General features: G+C 40.1%; 21 protein-coding genes and 1 riboswitch. Of the genes, 10 read left to right on the forward strand and 11 right to left on the reverse strand.

All coding sequences use genetic code 11. From position 1 onward, the window contains the following. The coding region (locus QT711_RS10365; protein ID WP_317944041.1) for an integrase core domain-containing protein at positions 1 to 316 on the forward strand (316 nt) is incomplete at its 5' end. Between the two features lie 178 nt (positions 317 to 494). On the opposite strand, the gene QT711_RS10370 is transcribed toward QT711_RS10365, so the two are convergent. Together QT711_RS10370 and QT711_RS10375 are read right to left on the reverse strand one after the other, a co-directional pair. Further along, positions 495 to 902: a UPF0158 family protein gene (locus QT711_RS10370; RefSeq protein ID WP_317944043.1), complete on the reverse strand. Its 408-nt coding sequence runs from the start codon at positions 900 to 902 to the stop codon at positions 495 to 497. Between the two features lie 78 nt (positions 903 to 980). Then, a complete protein-coding gene (locus QT711_RS10375) occupies positions 981 to 1,394 on the reverse strand; it encodes a universal stress protein (protein ID WP_317944045.1) in 414 nt (137 codons plus the stop codon). Positions 1,395 to 1,655: 261 nt separating this feature from the next. Here QT711_RS10375 and QT711_RS10380 point away from each other — a divergent pair, with 261 nt between their 5' ends. Next, positions 1,656 to 2,777, forward strand: a complete 1,122-nt coding sequence (locus tag QT711_RS10380) for a YibE/F family protein (protein WP_317944047.1) — start codon at positions 1,656 to 1,658, stop codon at positions 2,775 to 2,777. Continuing rightward, positions 2,774 to 3,535: a YibE/F family protein gene (locus QT711_RS10385; protein WP_317944049.1), complete on the forward strand. Its 762-nt coding sequence runs from the start codon at positions 2,774 to 2,776 to the stop codon at positions 3,533 to 3,535. The genes QT711_RS10380 and QT711_RS10385 overlap by 4 nt, the downstream gene beginning before the upstream one ends. Positions 3,536 to 3,611: 76 nt before the next feature. On the opposite strand, the gene QT711_RS10390 is transcribed toward QT711_RS10385, so the two are convergent. Then, a complete protein-coding gene (locus QT711_RS10390; RefSeq protein ID WP_317944051.1) occupies positions 3,612 to 3,866 on the reverse strand; it encodes a hypothetical protein in 255 nt (84 codons plus the stop codon). A gap of 329 nt (positions 3,867 to 4,195) precedes the next feature. On the opposite strand from QT711_RS10390, the gene QT711_RS10395 reads away from it, so the two are divergent. Continuing rightward, entirely contained in the window at positions 4,196 to 5,230 is a 1,035-nt protein-coding gene (locus QT711_RS10395) for an EAL domain-containing protein (protein WP_317944052.1), read from the forward strand. A 67-nt stretch (positions 5,231 to 5,297) separates the two neighbouring features. On the opposite strand, the gene QT711_RS10400 is transcribed toward QT711_RS10395, so the two are convergent. Together QT711_RS10400 and tenA are read right to left on the reverse strand one after the other, a co-directional pair. Continuing rightward, positions 5,298 to 5,750 carry a hypothetical protein gene (locus tag QT711_RS10400; protein WP_317944054.1) on the reverse strand — a complete coding sequence of 151 codons (453 nt, stop codon included), beginning with the start codon at positions 5,748 to 5,750 and terminating at the stop codon, positions 5,298 to 5,300. Positions 5,751 to 5,900: 150 nt separating this feature from the next. Next, a complete protein-coding gene (gene tenA / locus QT711_RS10405; protein WP_317944055.1) occupies positions 5,901 to 6,584 on the reverse strand; it encodes a thiaminase II in 684 nt (227 codons plus the stop codon). 98 nt (positions 6,585 to 6,682) lie between these two features. Further along, a riboswitch (TPP riboswitch) is annotated at positions 6,683 to 6,790 on the reverse strand. Positions 6,791 to 7,012: 222 nt separating this feature from the next. On the opposite strand from tenA, the gene QT711_RS10410 reads away from it, so the two are divergent. After that, on the forward strand, positions 7,013 to 7,897 hold the full coding sequence (locus QT711_RS10410; protein WP_317944056.1) for a DMT family transporter: 885 nt from the start codon (positions 7,013 to 7,015) through the stop codon (positions 7,895 to 7,897). A gap of 67 nt (positions 7,898 to 7,964) precedes the next feature. On the opposite strand, the gene QT711_RS10415 is transcribed toward QT711_RS10410, so the two are convergent. Together QT711_RS10415 and QT711_RS10420 are read right to left on the reverse strand one after the other, a co-directional pair. Beyond that, complete coding sequence (locus tag QT711_RS10415) at positions 7,965 to 8,333, reverse strand: nuclear transport factor 2 family protein (RefSeq protein WP_317944057.1); 369 nt, start codon at positions 8,331 to 8,333, stop codon at positions 7,965 to 7,967. A 171-nt stretch (positions 8,334 to 8,504) separates the two neighbouring features. Continuing rightward, a complete protein-coding gene (locus tag QT711_RS10420; RefSeq protein WP_317944059.1) occupies positions 8,505 to 9,029 on the reverse strand; it encodes a D-glycero-alpha-D-manno-heptose-1,7-bisphosphate 7-phosphatase in 525 nt (174 codons plus the stop codon). A gap of 196 nt (positions 9,030 to 9,225) precedes the next feature. On the opposite strand from QT711_RS10420, the gene QT711_RS10425 reads away from it, so the two are divergent. The 4 genes from QT711_RS10425 (at position 9,226) to QT711_RS10440 (ending at position 12,873) form a co-directional block, all read left to right on the forward strand. Further along, positions 9,226 to 10,611, forward strand: coding sequence for an MDR family MFS transporter (locus QT711_RS10425; protein WP_317944061.1), 1,386 nt, complete (start codon positions 9,226 to 9,228; stop codon positions 10,609 to 10,611). Positions 10,612 to 10,722: 111 nt separating this feature from the next. After that, positions 10,723 to 11,340, forward strand: a complete 618-nt coding sequence (locus QT711_RS10430) for an NAD(P)-dependent oxidoreductase (protein WP_317944062.1) — start codon at positions 10,723 to 10,725, stop codon at positions 11,338 to 11,340. An 88-nt stretch (positions 11,341 to 11,428) separates the two neighbouring features. Beyond that, positions 11,429 to 12,346 (forward strand): MBL fold metallo-hydrolase, encoded by a 918-nt coding sequence (locus QT711_RS10435; protein WP_317944064.1) that lies wholly within the window; start codon positions 11,429 to 11,431, stop codon positions 12,344 to 12,346. 140 nt (positions 12,347 to 12,486) lie between these two features. After that, complete coding sequence (locus QT711_RS10440; protein ID WP_317944066.1) at positions 12,487 to 12,873, forward strand: hypothetical protein; 387 nt, start codon at positions 12,487 to 12,489, stop codon at positions 12,871 to 12,873. A gap of 119 nt (positions 12,874 to 12,992) precedes the next feature. Here QT711_RS10440 and QT711_RS10445 read toward each other — a convergent pair whose 3' ends face one another. From QT711_RS10445 to QT711_RS10460, 4 genes are all read right to left on the reverse strand, one after another. Then, a complete protein-coding gene (locus QT711_RS10445) occupies positions 12,993 to 14,432 on the reverse strand; it encodes an NAD(P)H-binding protein (protein ID WP_317944067.1) in 1,440 nt (479 codons plus the stop codon). Between the two features lie 196 nt (positions 14,433 to 14,628). After that, on the reverse strand, positions 14,629 to 14,979 hold the full coding sequence (locus tag QT711_RS10450; RefSeq protein ID WP_317944069.1) for a DUF2200 domain-containing protein: 351 nt from the start codon (positions 14,977 to 14,979) through the stop codon (positions 14,629 to 14,631). A 272-nt stretch (positions 14,980 to 15,251) separates the two neighbouring features. Further along, positions 15,252 to 15,689, reverse strand: a complete 438-nt coding sequence (locus tag QT711_RS10455; protein WP_317944070.1) for a cell wall hydrolase — start codon at positions 15,687 to 15,689, stop codon at positions 15,252 to 15,254. An 80-nt stretch (positions 15,690 to 15,769) separates the two neighbouring features. Further along, positions 15,770 to 16,147, reverse strand: coding sequence for a hypothetical protein (locus tag QT711_RS10460; protein ID WP_317944071.1), 378 nt, complete (start codon positions 16,145 to 16,147; stop codon positions 15,770 to 15,772). Positions 16,148 to 16,549: 402 nt separating this feature from the next. On the opposite strand from QT711_RS10460, the gene QT711_RS10465 reads away from it, so the two are divergent. After that, positions 16,550 to 17,350 (forward strand): alpha/beta fold hydrolase, encoded by an 801-nt coding sequence (locus tag QT711_RS10465; protein WP_317944073.1) that lies wholly within the window; start codon positions 16,550 to 16,552, stop codon positions 17,348 to 17,350. The last annotated feature ends 13 nt before the right edge of the window (positions 17,351 to 17,363 follow it).

Consider the following 17,363-nt stretch of genomic DNA (forward strand, 5'->3'; position numbering starts at 1 on the left):
CCAATATGCATCTCATGACTACCAAAACATTCTGAGGGGGTACGGAATTACAACAAGCATGAGCCGTAAGGGCAACTGTTATGACAACGCCTGTATTGAATCCTTCCACGGAATAATTAAACGCGAGCTAATTTTCCACGAAACGTATGCGACAAGGGAACAAGCAAAAAACAGTATCATGGAGTACATTGAATGTTTTTATAATACAAAACGAATCCATTCCACAAATGGTTATTTGACACCAATGGAGAAGGAAGAGGCCTACTACCAAGGTCTATCAGCAGAAATTGAGGAGAGCCCCTTGACCTTGTCGTAAGTGAATAGAGTGAAACTCTGTTCGCTTATGACAAGGCGAACAAGCAAAGCGCGTTAGCTTGAATATACAATTAGCTATGAAACTCAATTCAATGTGTCCAATTTCTTGACAGAGTATCACACCGTGCCGCCTCCTCACTGATCTTTTCCCTCTATACGTCAATTACGGGGAAAAAGTTTCAGTGATTCTCCTGCATGGATACTGCTGATAGCCAGTCCTGCATCTTTTCTGTGGCATAAAGTTGTTCAAAATCATACCATTGTTGATCAATTCCAACGTTATTTATAGCATCCTTGAAACGTCTAAAAGGTTTTCTTCCGTCTAATGCTGTGAATAACAATTCAGCAATACGTTCAGGTTGTTGCTTCGTAAACACAACCATGACTTCGAACATTTCCGCAGAAGAAGCGGTCAGAATCTCAACTAAAAAGCAAGACTCTTCGTCATCCCAATCGATTGGAGGCTCACCTGTTAGCGACTCTGGTGCGTCCAATAAAATATCTCCAGTGCGAGTATCCAATACGGACATCATTTCCGCCTGCGGCCCTTGCAAATAAATGTCTACTAATTCATCTAGTAATTTCATCTAGTTCAGTCACTCCATAATATTGTTTTTGAGTATCGAAAATACTGTTGCACTTCATCAGTCGAGCCACATACAGCTTTACTTTACAATCGTCACTGGACATTTCATACGCTTTACTGCTTTTTGGTTAAAGTCTCCAAAAACAGAGCCTTTAAAAGCATGTAAACTGTTGCTTCCGATAACAAGCTGATCCACTTCATGTGCGTTGACGTACTTGATGATTGTTGGACCTGTTTGGCCTTTCAACAAGGTAACGGTCGGTTCAACGCCTGCTTCTTGAGCAACTTTCACAATCGGATTTACATTTTTTCGTTGATAAGCCGCTAAATTCTCAGGGCTTTGTGTCAACAGACGTTCGTCTTCGACTTTATTAAAGTCTGTCACGAAAATGATTTCTAACTTTGTATCCGGCAAATGCTTAACGAGCATAAGCGCATGATACGTTGCCCGAATAGCACTTTCAGAACCATCTACCGCTACCGCAATATTCATCCTCAACCACCTCATCGCTTGTTTGTTTATGAATAATATCACCGATTTTACCAAACCTCCATAAGATTTCAATGAAAGCGATTGGCAAATCTCCTTTCTTTCTATACCCGTTCTACTCGCATTAACCCCCACTATTATCCTTTGCATAACTGCTTCGCTTTCTGTAAAGTGATACTAGCTTATTGTCCGTTTTTGGCGGTCATACAATCATTATGCGATCCATCCCTTACGATCTATTTACTCTGTCGAGGTGATTAATTTATGTTTAAAAAATTCACACGTAAACAATTGGTTTACTATACCATCCTTGCTTTTTGTTTTATCACCTCAGTACTATTCGTCAATCATAATTATTCTTTATACAATCGTTCCATTGCTGAAATTACCGCTATATCGATTGAAGAAGAGACACCGATGACAGATCGGCATGGCAATGAAGATTTGCTCGTTGTGCAACAGATTGAGGCTATCGTAAAAAACGGCATTGAGAAAGGACAACATGTCCAATTGACCAATGAATATTCTTATTCAGGCGCATTTGACCAAGCGTATCGAGTGGGACACGAGGTATTCATTCAGTTAGAAACAACCACACGAGATGTCCCAACGTTAACAGGAACAATTACTGACTTGAAACGGGACAAGCACGTAGTACTCATTGCTTGGATTTTCATTTTTGCCTTACTCCTTATCGGCAGACGGAGTGGATTTTTTGCAATTTGTAGTTTTGTCATCAATGTACTCATTTTATCTTTTGCATTAGATGTTTACATCAAACATTCTTCTATTAACTTATTGCTCATTTGCGGTGTCTGCATACTTTTGTTTACATGTATTTCGTTAGTATTTGTAAGTGGGTTTACAGATAAGACGTATGCAGCGATCGTAGCAACATTACTAAGCACGTTCTTATCACTAGCAATTACGTACGTCGTCATTTCAGTGACATCTGGGAATGGATTACGGTATGAAGAAATGCAATTTCTGACGCGTCCCTATGAACTCGTTTTCATGGGTGGTCTCTTCATCGGTTCTTTAGGTGCAATCATGGATATTGCCATTACAATGTCATCGTCCATTTTCGCACTGTATGATAAAAACCCAACTATATCATTGAAAGCGTTACGAAGTTCAGGCATGGCGATTGGTCGGGAGATTATGGGTACGATTACAAACATTTTGTTTTTCGCGTATATTAGTGGTGCTCTCCCTATGCTCATCTTATCTTTTAAAAATGCAACACCGTTAGGATTCACCTTTTCCATGAACCTTTCACTAGAAATTGCTCGAGCATTAGCTGGTGGCATCGGCATCGTTCTTACCATACCAATCGGTGTGTATACGACATTATTTTTCATTACACGAAAGAAGGATCGCTTATGAATGTGCTCATTTTGCTTGCTTTAATTTTATTAGTTTTAATGGTTTGGATTGGCGGCAAACAAGGATTGCGTTCCTTTCTATCATTATTCATGAACTTCGGCGTTTTCTTTTTTACACTAGCCTTAATGCTAAATCCCGACTTTGACCCAATTATCCTAACGTTCATTGCGAGTGCATTAATAGGCTGTATCAGTTTGTTTTTCATTAATGAAGTGAACCGGACAACGGTCATCGCTTTCATCTCAACGATGATTACAATTAGTTTGCTGCTTGTATTCATCGTATTTGTATCTAACACATTAATGATACAAGGTTTTGGGGAGGAAGAAACAGAAGCAATTAGTGGCTACTCACTTTACATTGGTATCGACTTTATGAAAATCGGTGTGTCTGTCATCATCATGAGCACAATCGGCGCGATCATGGATGTCGCAATTTCGATTGCAGCTTCGATGCAAGAGATGCGCAAACAATATCCTTTGATCAAAAAAACTGAGCTCTATCACTCAGGTATCGATATTGGAAGAGATCTTTTAAGTACAGACACGAATACGTTATTTTTCGCATTTTTTGGTGGGTACTTAGCGTTACTAATCTGGTTCAAGGATTTATCGTATTCCGTTGGTGAAATTGTAAACTCCAAAATCTTTAGTTCAGAGATGATGCTTATCTTTTGCGCTGGGACGGGCATCGCTGTCGTCATCCCGATTACTTCCTGGATAAGCGCAAACTATTTGCTGAAAGAAGACGTGGATTGACACATAAAAGGAATCCAATCCTCATTATGCGGGACTGGATTCCTTTTTTATTGCGGGGCGGCTACATGTGCCCATTTTATTTTGAATCGCTTTCACCATCATCTTCAGCGTTTTCGTCTGCTTCACTGTCGGTTGCATCATCGTCCTGTTTTTCGGTTGCATCTTCATCTGTTGTATCTTCTACTTTATCTTCATCTTGTTGACCTGGCTCTTTCAATATTTCCGGGGATTTATCAACGCCGCCCATTTGGTTTCGATTGTCTTTAACATTACACGCTGCCAAACCTACGAGTAGTAAAAGTGATAAAAATACAGAACTGATTTTCTTCATCGTACCATCCTTCCATTCTTGTTTTGTTGTTAGAATACCCTACTTTTCAAAATTCACGCATGGCTCATTAACGATTAGCGAATTACATAACTTGCATCTACACGCCTTCACACAAATCTTTCTCCATCTGCTACAAATCTTGTCTTATTAATAGAATCTTAACTGGCATACACGTATACTGAAACACATGGCTTGTACATATTAGCAACGTCATACAAGCACATTTAGCTATTCACAATTTGAGTGCTTTGATGAGCTTGAAACAAAAAAAGCCACGTTTCGTAACAAACGACACAGTGGCAAGTCGGTAACTAAAAAGGAGATCTCGAATGACATGTGAACTTTGCAATCCCAAGACCATTGGCTATACCATCTATTTTTCAAATGAACAACGCATGGATTTGTTAGTAAAGTATTTTACTGACTATCCGAAAACTACGTGGCAAAAGCTGAATGAACGGATGTTTTGGGCGCTTGAACCTGTTTTATTTGACTTAATGGATTATGTTCAAACTCACATGGATGCCGAGGCAATTTATGCAGTAAAAGCAGACAAAGAAGATCCGATGCGAGACTTAAACAAATTAAAACCAATCAAGTCATTTCAATCTGAACGTGAGGCCAGTTGGATTGATGCAATCATTCAGAAAAAATCAATTCGTACACATTATCAACCAATCGTCAAGATGCTCGATCATGAAGTTCATATTGTTGGAAATGAGCTGTTGAGTAGAGGGATTGATGACCAAGGTCAATTGATTGCTCCGTTCCACCTTTTTGAAGCCGCGAGAAAACGCAATCGCTTGTTTGCACTTGATCGACTATGTAGATTGGAGTCCATCAAAAATGCAGCACCTGTTGCAGACAGACTAATTTTCATCAATTTCATACCAACTTCCATTTATGTGCCTGAACATTGTTTGGCGACGACGTTTGCTGCAATTCAACGAGCAGGCATTCGTCCTGAGCATGTCGTATTTGAAGTTGTGGAGACAGATAAAGTCGATGATATGGCACACTTGCTGTCCATCTTGGATTATTATCGTACGCACGGTGTAAAATATGCACTAGATGATGTAGGAACTGGTTTCAATGATTTGGAGTTGTTAGCTCGCATGCAACCCGATTTCGTCAAACTTGCAAGAGAGTTTGCTGATGGCGTAAGTGTAGATGCCGAGAAGCAAAAAGTCGCTAGAAATGTGATGCGGTTAGCACATAAGGTTGGCGCACTTGCACTTGCTGAAGGAATTGAGCAAGCTAGCGATTTACGCTATTTGCAAGAAATGGGCTATGATCTTTTTCAAGGGTACTTATTCGGAAAACCTGATGCAACACCTATCAAACAGGTTCATGCAATACAGTAAATTGAAGCAACAAAAAAAGAGTCCTTGCAGCTGCAATGTCTGCAGGGACTTATTCTTTTTCATATGCCTACCAATTAAGAATCATTGATACTTCGCAGCAAACAGCGCCATCTACTTCTTTATGGAGTACGAATCGGATTCCACTCGGCGTGTACTTTGTAGTCACTTTCGAAGGAATTCCAACTGACGCAATCAGTTCATCAACTTTACGCTGATCAGATTTTTGTGCAGCCGTCATGAGTTCCTTTGCAAATGTGGTTGACTGAGAAATTTTAGTAACAAGTTGGTTTGCGTGCTTTGTTAACTCCATGGAATACGTTGCCGACTGGTGCAATCGTGTAGGATCGACAGGCGGATAAGGATTTGAATCGTTCGGGATTCCCGTCAAGTTGTTTGCCTCTAAGGTCGAATGGGCAACTTGTTGCAGTTGGGGATAAGCGATATGAACGAAATAAGGATGATACCAATAATACAGCTTCCTTTCCTCCTTTTCGCGGTTCTTACAGTATATGTAGCGCAAATTCCATTGTGCTGATTCGTAGAGAATGAAAGGGAGAAGATCCAGTCGTATCGTCTCTCCCTTTCATTACCTATCTAAGTAAGTGTACAAGGACTAATAGTTTTCCAGCTAGTGAACAATCGTCCGAATAGGATTGGCAAAATCGACTGTCTACACTTGCAATTCCACTTTCTCTAAATCCCAATTTTGCTTTGTATAGGCCATCTCCCAAAACTGTAATTCATAGTGACAGCTTTTTATGAAATGGGCTTTAATTTCTGCACGACGTTTTTGAGATAAATCTTTTGTGAGTTCGTTTAGTCGTTCAATTTGTTCGTTCGTGGATTGTTCAAACCACTCAGAGCTATACATCGCAATCCATTTGTCGTAAATCGGATGATTCGGAGTTGCCTCTTTTAACCGTTCGCCAATCTCATAATAGACCCAATAGCATGGTAATAATGCGGCTAATGTTGCAGCTAAATCCCCTTCCATTGCAGCTCTATAGAGGTGGGAAGTATAGGCATACGCAGTTGGTGCTGGTTTGAATTGTGCTAAATCCTGTTCTGTCACGCCCAATAAGCTGAAATAACTTTCATGTAAATCGATTTCAGCTCCACATGTCCCTTCTGCATGCTGTGCAAACCGTCTTACAGTGTGCATATCTGTTGCTTGTGCGGCTGCTAATGCATGTAGCTTTGCGTAATGCTGTAAATAATAGGAATCTTGAAGAATGTACTCTTTGAAAATGTCTTCCGATAATGTGCCTGTAGCAAGCTCCTCAATAAACGGATGATTGAAATTGGCTTCAAAAATTGCGTCACACTCTACTCGTAACTCTTTACACAACGTCATCTTACCCACTCCTCTAGTTTTTGTAGAAAACCAAAAAACCGCTCCCTCAACACATACGTTGAAAAAGCGGCTCGCAAATCGGCGTAGAATAACCATGGAAGACGTGCGGTCCACTTCCCTACGCTGGTATGAGCCAGATCAGGTTCTAAGGGTCCGCATATTCATACACGTCTCAGTCTTTCACAAAGACTCCCCCAGTGGTTAACTCTTTTTAGTTTTCAACTTCACTATAACATAGATAGAGAGTTTGACAAGTCGTGTGAATGGTCCGACTTTTTTCCAACAATCACTGAGTTCCTCTTCACTTTAATATTCATTTTTGGTGTGATGAAATCGTCAACTCGAAGCAAATGAAGCATGTACCTGCTCTTGAAGAATGGATTGTGGTAACATACAATTCGTATGTATTCAAATACCGGAGGCTTCTTATGACAAACCAAAACAAAGGTATTCTACTATTATTGGCATCCGCATTCGGCTTTTCTCTTATGACATTGTTCGTCAAGCTGTCAGGTGATGTATCAACTTTACAAAAAACCATTTTCAGAAATGGCGTATCAATGTTCATATCGCTATTCTTCGTCCTACATTTTAAAGAAAGACTAATAGGGAAACGTGAGAACCAACCATTGCTATTATTACGTTCAGTTTTAGGTGCAATTGGCATCATCTTACTCTTTTATGCAATTGATCATCTTGTGTTAGCGGATGCAGATATGTTGAACAAAATGAGCCCATTTTTCACGATCGTTTTTGCCGCTATCTTCTTACAAGAACGCGTGAAACCATTTCAAGTGTATAGCATACTTGTCGCCTTTCTCGGTACGTTGTTTATTATTAAGCCCTCATTCTCGCTTGATATCGTGCCCTATGCAGCGGGCATTCTTTCCGCTATATTCGCCGGAGGAGCGTACACCGTATTACGAGCACTAGGCAATCGAGAGCAGTTTTACACGGTCGTATTTTACTTCTCAGGTTTCACGACAATCATCTTGTTGCCTTTCGTAATTTATCATTATGAGCCCATGACCTGGCAGCAGACTGCATATCTATTACTCGCTGGACTAGCCGCTACAATCGGCCAATTTGGCATTACATTAGCTTACAAATTTGCCCCAGCAAAAGAAATTTCCGTATTCAACTATTTTACTGTCGTTTTCACCGCTTTATTTGGTTTTGCTTTTCTCGGACAACTACCGGATGTCTATAGCATCATCGGATATATCATCATTTTCGGTGCGTCTTTCTATATGTTTCTAAGAGGTAAAGAAGGTGACGCTGCGAACGAAAAACTAGTGACACCTAAAGATTAAATGAGGTGTAAACAAAAGCAAAAGGAATCGAGCAACTGTTATCGCTTGCTTCCTTTTCTAATTACAATTAAAACATGCCCTGTTCATTCGGTGAATTACTTACAACGGATTGGCCGACATCCCACATTTCGATAATCTTTCCTTCTTGAAATCGGAAAATATGTACTACAGCAGCACCAAGATCATCGGTATTCTGTTGTATATGTGAATGAATCATAACTCGATCCTCTTCTTCAATTGCTTGGACAACCGTCCATTGTTTGTTTGGACTTAACTCAGCATTGTCCATCATTGCTTTCATTAATGACTGCGCGCCGGCCTCATAATAGGCATTATGATGAATAAACTCGGTGTGAATTGCATCGCCAAATGCTTCTTTAATCTTTCCGCTAACAATTTGTTGGAGAAAGGTCACTGCTAGCTCTTTTTGTGACATAATATACATCCTCTCTATACACGTAATGATTTGTGTACCACACATGTATAAACATTCAACAACAACTCCGAAACTCCTCCCTTTACTGTTAAATAGTAAGTAGGAGTTTAACTTAACCCAATAGGCATTTTAACAGTACCCATACTTTTATGTTTGCGTAATGATACGTTATTAAGTAGCATCGTCAACAATCCAGTGAGCTGCTTGTAATAAATCCGGGTATACTGCGTCTGCCAAAGGATCGCTTTTACCAATGAACACCGTTTTGGTCCCGGCTTTCTTTCCAGCAATAATATCTGTATCCGTATCACCTACCATGTAAGAGGACTTTACATCCACATCATATTTTCGAGCTAAGTCCTCAATGAGCTTACTGTTCGGTTTTCTACATGTACAACCTGATTTTGGTTTATGTGGACAATAGACTACCTCTTGAATGAGTGCCCCTTCTTTTTGCAATGACGTAATCATATCGCTATGAATTGCCTGCAATTGGGCCTCTTTCATAAAACCAAGGCCAACGCCTCCTTGATTGGTGACAACAAACACATAGTCAAATGTTTGATTGAAAAGTCGTATAGCCTCGGCTACACCTGGAAAAAAATACATTTGGTCTGAGCGATTCACGAATTTCACACGATCTGTCAACACTTCATTGATAACCCCATCACGGTCCAGGAATACAGCTTTGTTCATCCTATCACTCACCTTCATTTGTATTACTTCAAGCATGCCCAATACTTGGTTCGAAAAACGTATTTCGATTCAAAGGTGTTTATAGTACCTGTATTGACTAAACTGCCACATAAATAGACAACCACATGGAGGTCTAGTAAAATTACGTCTACTACGGAAGAAGCAAAAGAAAAAATTGTTAGGTGGCTTATCAATTATGGAGAACACTCAAGCATTCGATTTCAAAAAGAACATTCCTTTGTTAGCCGTCTTATTATCGGGTGCATTCATTACAATATTAAATCAAACGCTTTTGGCAACTGCATTGCCGCCGATTATGAGAGATCTTAACGTGTCAGAAAGTACTGTCCAATGGTTACAATCTATTTTCATGCTCGTCAATGGCATTATGATTCCTGTGACTGCTTTTTTAATCGGAAAGTTTACGACACGTAAGCTATTTTTAACAGCGATGAGTATCTTTGCTGCAGGTACCGTTATCGCTGCCATTGCACCGAGCTTCCAATTTTTATTAATTGGTCGGATATTTCAAGGTGCAGGCGCCGGTATTATGATGCCACTTCTACAAACAATCATGTTCCTTCTATTCCCGATTGAACAACGCGGAAAGGCAATGGGGATGTATGGGCTTGTCATTGCTTTTGCACCTGCGATTGGGCCTAGTTTATCTGGGTATCTTGTCGATCATTTCGCTTGGAGAAGTGTTTTCTATGTTGTCATTCCCATTACGCTTCTCATTATTATTGCTGCCTATTTCTTATTAAAGAATGTTACAAAATTAACGAACCCCAAGATGGATAGCTTGTCGATCTTGCTCTCTACACTCGGTTTCGGTGGTTTGTTATACGGATTTAGTGTTGCTGGTAATACGGGTTGGCTACATTTGAACGTCGGTATCTCCCTTGCAGTAGGAACAATTGCACTCGTTGTATTCATCCGACGTCAATTGCATTTGGAACAACCCATTTTAGAATTTCGCGTATTTAAATATCCGATTTTCAGCTTGGCGACAGCACTTGGTATGATTGTATTTGCTTCCATGATTGCCGCTACCGTAATTTTACCGATATTCATGCAAAACTTACTTGGATTTAACGCGTTCCATTCAGGCTTAATGCTATTACCCGGCGCTATTGTTATGGGGATCATGAATCCTGTATCAGGTTCGTTGTTTGACAAATTCGGTGCAAAGTGGTTATTGCGTATCGGTTTCGCCATTTTAGCTGTGACAACGTTCATGTTTGGGAACTTATCGGCAGACACAACCTTTACCTATTTAGCTGTGTTAAATGCAATCCGTATGATTGGTATCTCCATGGTAATGATGCCTTCTACAACGCTTGGCTTAAATCAGTTGCCGAATCATTTAATAGCACACGGAACGGCTATGAACAATACGTTCCGTCAAATTGCAGGAGCAGTAGGGACTGCTGTCCTTGTAGCCATCACCATAACAGCAGCTACAGGCGATTCAATTTCAGGAGCCATTCAAGGCGTTAATGTTGCGTTTCATGTAGCCGGATATATCGCGGTTTTTGGCTTGTTATTGTCTTTTGTTATAAGGGATCCTAAAACAATTTAGCTAATCGTGTAAACATTTCCCGGGAAATGTAAGACGGTGTCATATTTCCGAAAAAGTTGTCGTGGAGATCTATCTTTAATAACTTATTATAAATAAACAGGGGGAATTGCAATGAAAATTGCTTTATTCGGAGCTACGGGGAGAGTCGGTCAACAAATTTTACAATTAGCAATCCATAATGGCCATACGATAACCGCACTTGTTCGCAATCGAAGTAAGTTGGATAAACACGAACAATTGACAACTATTCAAGGCGATGCAAGGGATTCCCAAGCAGTTGAACAAACTATAAAGGGAGCAGATGTAGTCGTTAGTGCACTCTCCACGGATAAGACAACAACATTAACGGATGCATTGCCGCACATAATTCAAACAATGGAACATGCAGCTATTCGACGAATCGTGACAATTGGGACCGCTGGTATCTTAACTAGTCGCACCGAGCCTGGAAAATTCCGCTATGAGACGAGTGAATCGAAACGTCGTTTAACGTTCGCTGCGGATCAGCACCGTCAAGTATATGAGATGCTAAGTGCTTCTGGACTTGACTGGACGATCGTCTGCCCCACTTATTTACCTGATGGTGCCGCCAGAGGAAACTATCGTGTTGAAGAAAATCTGTTGCCTATAGGAGGCAAGGAGATAACTGTTGGGGATACAGCTCATTTCGCGTATGATGTAGTTACTCAAGATAAGTGGATAATGTGTCGAGTCGGCATTGCCTATTAATACCAATACTTAACAAGACGCCGATACTCATAAGACTATATTTTCCTACTCTAGTAATCTCCATTGTTTGACCATAGGGGGTATTTACATGTTTCGTAAGCATCGCTATACAAATTTAGATGAAGTAAATACGACAAAAACGTTTAATGACTTTCGGCTTTGGCAAAAGGAACGGAGACAAAAGAAGAAAGATTTAAGTATTCATATCGAACATGTTCCAGTGCAGCTTGAAGAACTCCATGCCAATCAATCAGAAACATCCATTACGTGGATTGGCCATTCAACATTTTTAATTCAAATGAACGGTTTGAATTTCTTAACGGATCCGGTTTGGGCAAATCGCATGGGGTTTCAAAAACGTTTAACTGCGCCAGGGATGGATATAAAAGATTTACCCAACATAGATTGCGTGTTCATTTCCCATGGCCATTATGATCATTTAGATTTTCATACAATCAAACAATTGAAAGGAAATCCGATTTTCTATGTACCAATTGGACTCGGACATGCTTTTTCCAAGCGCGGTTATGATCATTTCATTGAAGGAAATTGGTATAATACATTTCAGTATCACGGACTAACGTTTTCGTTTGTCCCTGCACAACATTGGACGAAAAGAACTTTGACAGACACGAACACTTCTCATTGGGGTGGCTGGATCATTGAAAACGAAACTCAATCGATCTATTTCGTTGGGGATACAGGGTATTTTAAAGGTTTCTCCGACATTGCTCAAAAATTTTCGATCCAAACCGTATTAATGCCGATTGGAGCTTACGAGCCCGAATGGTTTATGAAAGAAAGTCATATGAATCCAGAAGAAGCAGTGAAAGCTTTTTTACAAGTAGAAGCTAAAACTTTCATCCCTATGCATTACGGAACCTACCATTTAGCAGACGACACCGGTCCAGAAGCGCTTGAACGGCTAAAAGCAGAGTGGAAGAGATTGAAACTGGATGATAAAGATTTATTGACATTACGAATTGGAGAAACATACTGGTTGTAACGAACAACTCGAGTTTTATGTATTAATTCACGCCAACAATGATCACATATGAAAGATGTTAAACTTAATCGTTTAGAAGACCGCTCTCTACGTTTGTGACTTACAACAATTGACTTCGAACTTTCTTGTCGAACTGTGGTATGCTATTCAAAGAACCATTCATTGTAAAAGAGGTGAAAAAATTGAATCAATCTATTAGCAATGAAGTCATTCTTCAAGCCATTACGGAATTGTCATATCTTGTAAAGGACAACCAATCCGACTTGAAAGAATTACGGACTGTCGTTGAGTCGAATCACAACGAATTGAAAGAGTTGCGCTCTGTCGTTGAGTCGAATCACAACGAATTGAGAGAATTGCGCTCTGTCGTTGAGTCGAATCACCTTGAAGTTATGGGACGCATTGACACCGTGGAAGATCATCTAAGTGAAAAGATTCGTAAAGTAGACGGCAAAGTGACCATCCTATCGAATGAACTGTTAGAGACAAAAGCCGACGTCCTTCGGTTACAACAAGCCCGATATTGAAAGAAGCCGATGACCAAGCCTTTTCACTTGTTTGGTCATCGGCTTCTACTTTTAGGGTTAGACTCGAAAATGCATTTTACTATCTATCACATTATGAATTTGCATTTCTTCGCTCTCCGCTATTCAATCATTAACACACCTTTTGTCTCTTCAATAGTACGTTGATTGTTGCACAATGCATGCATATGACGTTGAAAACGCCACATAACAAAAGCGTGCATGTTTGCTTGCGTAATATAATAAATAAACCAAGGCAACGATGGTAAATAATCATGAATGGCAATGATTACTTCTTGGGTACCTGGAATTTTCCGAAATTCCATTCGTCCTCTTTGGTTGACATTGGGATCCATTAGAAAGCCACCCGTTATATAGTACAATGCGCGTTCTTCCGTACTCCGCTCTTGTGAATAATTCAGTTCAAGTAATGTCCGATTGCCAATGAATCCAATTTTGCAATTCAAATTCCCGTCTACAGAAGTCAATACCCACGGGTTTAAGAACGTTTCCAACCATCTTACATAGTAGCGTGCAACACGGTCAGCTGACCATCCGTCGGGCAACTCAATCCGCTGTACAGAACGGACATCTTGTTTCAAAGGACCAAAGCTCGGTGATTTCATACCATGTTTCCAATCGGACGCTTCACCTTGTAAAGCAGCTGCTGCCGCTTCCATAAATGTGAAGTCCCCTTCACTGATGCCGTCAACTTTATTTCTCGGACTCACAACCATCGGATGTTTTAAACTTTCAACTAACGGATATACCATTTCCTTTGACGACTGTGTAATAAGCGTGAGCCATAAGCGAGAAAGATTTAACGAAAAGAAGGGGACATCGACAAATTTACGCTTCACTCCTAGGACTGCAGCTGTTTGTTCCATCATCGACTTATACGTCATCACTTCTGGACCACCAATGTCAATTGTTCTTTCCTTCGGTTCAAAGTCAAGAAGTATTGAACGTAAAGCTCTGAGAAGATCATCCAATGCAACAGGCTGTGTTTGTGACCTTGTCCATTTCGGCAGAATCATTAACGGTAAGCGCTTAACTAACTTTAAAAGGATGGGGAATGAGGATCCTTTTGGACCGATTATTAATCCTGCTCGCAAAGCTGTTACGGGAACACCATATGCGCGTAATATCCTTTCGCATTCTAGCCTACTTTTCAAATGCCTCGACAGATGCTTCTCATCTTCATTTGGAATGATGCCACTTAAGTAAACAATCTCCTGCACACCTTGTCTCTTTGCCGCTTGTGCAAAGTTATCAGCTAAAATGACATCCATATCTTCAAATGACCCTTGTGTGAGTCGGGCAGACTTCAACATTGAATGTACAAGATAGACAGCAATATCCGCTCCCGCTAAACCTTTCTCCGCATCTTTCATCGAAAACAAATCGCAACAACGCCATTCCACATCTTCTGTATTATTATGGTGATTGTCAGTACGAGACAATGCAATGACCTTTGCGTGACCTTTTAATTGTTTTACTAAATTCCTGCCAATGTATCCGCTAGCTCCCGCAATGGCAATGACCAATTTTCGTTCTCCCATTAACGCTCCCCCCGTTCATATCAATTAACTATTCAACTACCCTGCGGATCATGTCGTAAAACTTATGCATCCATTTATATAGCTCATTAACTATACCTCCTATCCGGAGAATAAGTCTTGATTGATAGTAACAAAAAAACAATCACTTTCCTCGGGCGTAACAAGAAAAGTGATTGTTGTTGAATCGGTTATTCCATTAACTACGTAAAATCTTCTCCATCTTCTTCCCTTTCGCCAACTCATCAATCAGTTTGTCCAAGTACCGGATTTCCCGCATCGTCGGCTCTTCTACTTCTTCTACACGTATGCCACAAACAACACCTTTTATCAATTCACGAGATGGGTTCATTTGTGTAGCTTCCGCAAAGAACGTCTCAAAGTCCGTTCTTTTCTCTAGATGTTCATTCATTTCTTTCTGCTGGTAGCCCGTTAACCAACAGATAATTTCATCCACTTCAGCCTTTGTCCGTCCTTTCCTCTCCGCTTTTGCAATGTAATGCGGATAGACATCAGCAAATGGCATTGTGTAGATTTTGTGTTTGGTCATTTATTCGCGACCTCCAAAATTGTCCATTCACTTTATATAAAGTGTTAAGTACAGTTTATAGAGTTATTGGATAAGAAGCCAACTTTTTAAATGTAATCAAACACTAGTTCAAGTGTATTTGTGCACAAGTTAGGCAGGATAATTCTAACTAAAAAGTAATTCCCCCGCTCGGCCATGAACGAGCAAGGGGAATCACTTCTCTTTAGAAATCATTACAACTCTTAGATGTTTACTTACACTTCTTTAATCGCAACTGGATAACTAGCTACTCATCAGCTATAGACACTTGCGCAAGTTCCGGCTGCTGGTTCGTAAAAACAGTGATTTTTATACTGTCCAGTAAACGGTTGCCCGTACCAAGTTGGCGGGCATGGTGCGTAAGGATTAAAATACCAAAGTGCATATTTAGCCGGCTGAACTCTCCAATAATCCAAGTTCTGCTTTGCTAATTTCTTCTCAACATTTCTTGCGCGTTGGTAAAATAGATTCCCTTTTTGAACAGCTTCAAAAGAATAGTTGCCGCCTTGTATTTGAAAAATGACGTCGTTAATAGTCCGAACATCATTAAAATCTAGACAGTTGGCGACAGCTCGGTTCACAATGACATTTCCTACATATAACATACCTTGCTTTCCTTCGCCTTCAGCTTCCGCTCGCATCATCCTCGCCATGACATCGACATCCGCATCTCGGTATTTGACTCTAGGCATTTTGCCACCTCCAACTATAGCATATGAAAGGAGGTGCAAATCGATGCTGATCGTACTCCTGGAAGCGCGTCCATTTCTATTCAGAATTTAACAATGAACTTGAAAATGACAGTCATCGTGATGATAAAAGCTAGCATAATTACGCTAGCACCCACCGCTAAATATTTAAGACGCAAACGGAACAAATCTTTGTGATTCAAAACAGAATTCGTTTGTTCAAACCAACGCTTCTTTCCACATTCCTCACAAAATAATCGGTAGTGTACGCGGTGAGTCGTTTTGGAAAATGGTCCTGCTGCCACCGTAACACTCTTCTCTTTCTTCATTGTAAACGCAAATTTCCAGTCAATTTCAGTCAGTTTTATTTGCTTCTCATGCCGGCAATCAGCAGATCGAAATTCATATTGAAACGTCTCATACCAGTCCTTGCTCGTTAACTCCTTCTTATATTTCTTCATCAATAAAACAATTCCAGTTATAACAATAAAAAGCACAATCCCTATCACAATCAATATACTTACTAACACCTACACTCCCAACCTTTCATACCAACTAAACTCTTATATTTTTAATTTTCTTAATTATTCAGGGGACAGGCACCAAAACAATTTAGATTATTCCGCTTACTACACGAAAAATATAATTTCTTGTATTTTTTCTTTCGACAGTTTTCTACATACTCCTTGTAATTCGTTAAAAACGTTACTTCCTTCTTAGAAATTGCAAGGTTTCTATAATTTTTTTAGACATTAGACACATTGATTCCTAAACTTTTTACCTGATTGCCGATATATGCAGTAAATAGATTGCATTTATTCAACAGGGATTGATAGAATCCTATCAAAGAAAGGGTGATAGTTTTGGAATCAACTATTTTAAAACGCAACAATGTTCGGATCAGTGGAGCTGGTCGACAGACTATTCTTTTTGCACACGGGTTTGGGTGTGATCAATCCGTTTGGGATAGAATTGTTCCCGCTTTTGAAACTGACTATCAAGTCGTGGTATTTGACTACGTTGGCTCAGGTAGAAGTGATAAATCGGCCTATGATGCAGAACGCTACAGCAACTTGCATGGCTATGCACAAGATGTAATTGACGTCTGTGATGCACTTGAATTGGAAAAGATATTGTACGTCGGCCATTCTGTCAGCGGTATGATTGGAGGATTAGTCTCCATTAAACGTCCAGACTTAATCGGTAAACTTGTTATGATCGGACCTTCTCCCCATTATTTAAATGAACCAAATTACAATGGCGGATTCGACGAATCGGATATCCACGAACTATTGGACATGATGGAAACGAATTATAAAGAATGGACTAAATACTTAGCACCTGTTGCTATGGATACACCAGATCAACCTGAATTAGTGGCAGAGTTTGAGGAACTGCTCTATTCAAATGACCATCAAATTGCTCGTCAATTTGCAGAAGCCACTTTCTATTCGGATCACCGCCAAGATGTGCACAATATTCCTGTGAAGACACTGATCTTGCAAACGACGTTAGATGCCATTGTTCCACTAGAAGTAGCAGAATTTCTGCAGAAGGAAATTACAGATAGTGAATTGGTCATTATGGAAAAAGCGAAAGGCCATAATCCACACATTAGCGAACCTGAAGAGACAATCGAAGAAATTCGTCGTTTCATTCGCTAAGCTAGGAGGGGAC

It is taken from the genome of Sporosarcina saromensis, assembly GCF_033253735.1.
In the GTDB taxonomy this organism is placed as follows: domain Bacteria; phylum Bacillota; class Bacilli; order Bacillales_A; family Planococcaceae; genus Sporosarcina; species Sporosarcina saromensis.

Excerpts from the sequence above, each read along its gene's own strand:
- QT711_RS10370 (WP_317944043.1), bottom strand. The coding sequence starts at position 902 with ATGAAATTACTAGATGAATTAGTAGACATTTATTTGCAAGGGCCGCAG.
- QT711_RS10375 (WP_317944045.1), bottom strand. The coding sequence starts at position 1,394 with ATGAATATTGCGGTAGCGGTAGATGGTTCTGAAAGTGCTATTCGGGCA.
- QT711_RS10380 (WP_317944047.1), top strand. The coding sequence starts at position 1,656 with ATGTTTAAAAAATTCACACGTAAACAATTGGTTTACTATACCATCCTT.
- QT711_RS10385 (WP_317944049.1), top strand. The coding sequence starts at position 2,774 with ATGAATGTGCTCATTTTGCTTGCTTTAATTTTATTAGTTTTAATGGTT.
- QT711_RS10390 (WP_317944051.1), bottom strand. The coding sequence starts at position 3,866 with ATGAAGAAAATCAGTTCTGTATTTTTATCACTTTTACTACTCGTAGGT.
- QT711_RS10395 (WP_317944052.1), top strand. The coding sequence starts at position 4,196 with ATGACATGTGAACTTTGCAATCCCAAGACCATTGGCTATACCATCTAT.
- tenA (WP_317944055.1), bottom strand. The coding sequence starts at position 6,584 with ATGACGTTGTGTAAAGAGTTACGAGTAGAGTGTGACGCAATTTTTGAA.
- QT711_RS10410 (WP_317944056.1), top strand. The coding sequence starts at position 7,013 with ATGACAAACCAAAACAAAGGTATTCTACTATTATTGGCATCCGCATTC.
- QT711_RS10415 (WP_317944057.1), bottom strand. The coding sequence starts at position 8,333 with ATGTCACAAAAAGAGCTAGCAGTGACCTTTCTCCAACAAATTGTTAGC.
- QT711_RS10420 (WP_317944059.1), bottom strand. The coding sequence starts at position 9,029 with ATGAACAAAGCTGTATTCCTGGACCGTGATGGGGTTATCAATGAAGTG.
- QT711_RS10425 (WP_317944061.1), top strand. The coding sequence starts at position 9,226 with ATGGAGAACACTCAAGCATTCGATTTCAAAAAGAACATTCCTTTGTTA.
- QT711_RS10430 (WP_317944062.1), top strand. The coding sequence starts at position 10,723 with ATGAAAATTGCTTTATTCGGAGCTACGGGGAGAGTCGGTCAACAAATT.
- QT711_RS10435 (WP_317944064.1), top strand. The coding sequence starts at position 11,429 with ATGTTTCGTAAGCATCGCTATACAAATTTAGATGAAGTAAATACGACA.
- QT711_RS10440 (WP_317944066.1), top strand. The coding sequence starts at position 12,487 with ATGCTATTCAAAGAACCATTCATTGTAAAAGAGGTGAAAAAATTGAAT.
- QT711_RS10445 (WP_317944067.1), bottom strand. The coding sequence starts at position 14,432 with ATGGGAGAACGAAAATTGGTCATTGCCATTGCGGGAGCTAGCGGATAC.
- QT711_RS10450 (WP_317944069.1), bottom strand. The coding sequence starts at position 14,979 with ATGACCAAACACAAAATCTACACAATGCCATTTGCTGATGTCTATCCG.
- QT711_RS10455 (WP_317944070.1), bottom strand. The coding sequence starts at position 15,689 with ATGCCTAGAGTCAAATACCGAGATGCGGATGTCGATGTCATGGCGAGG.
- QT711_RS10460 (WP_317944071.1), bottom strand. The coding sequence starts at position 16,147 with ATGAAGAAATATAAGAAGGAGTTAACGAGCAAGGACTGGTATGAGACG.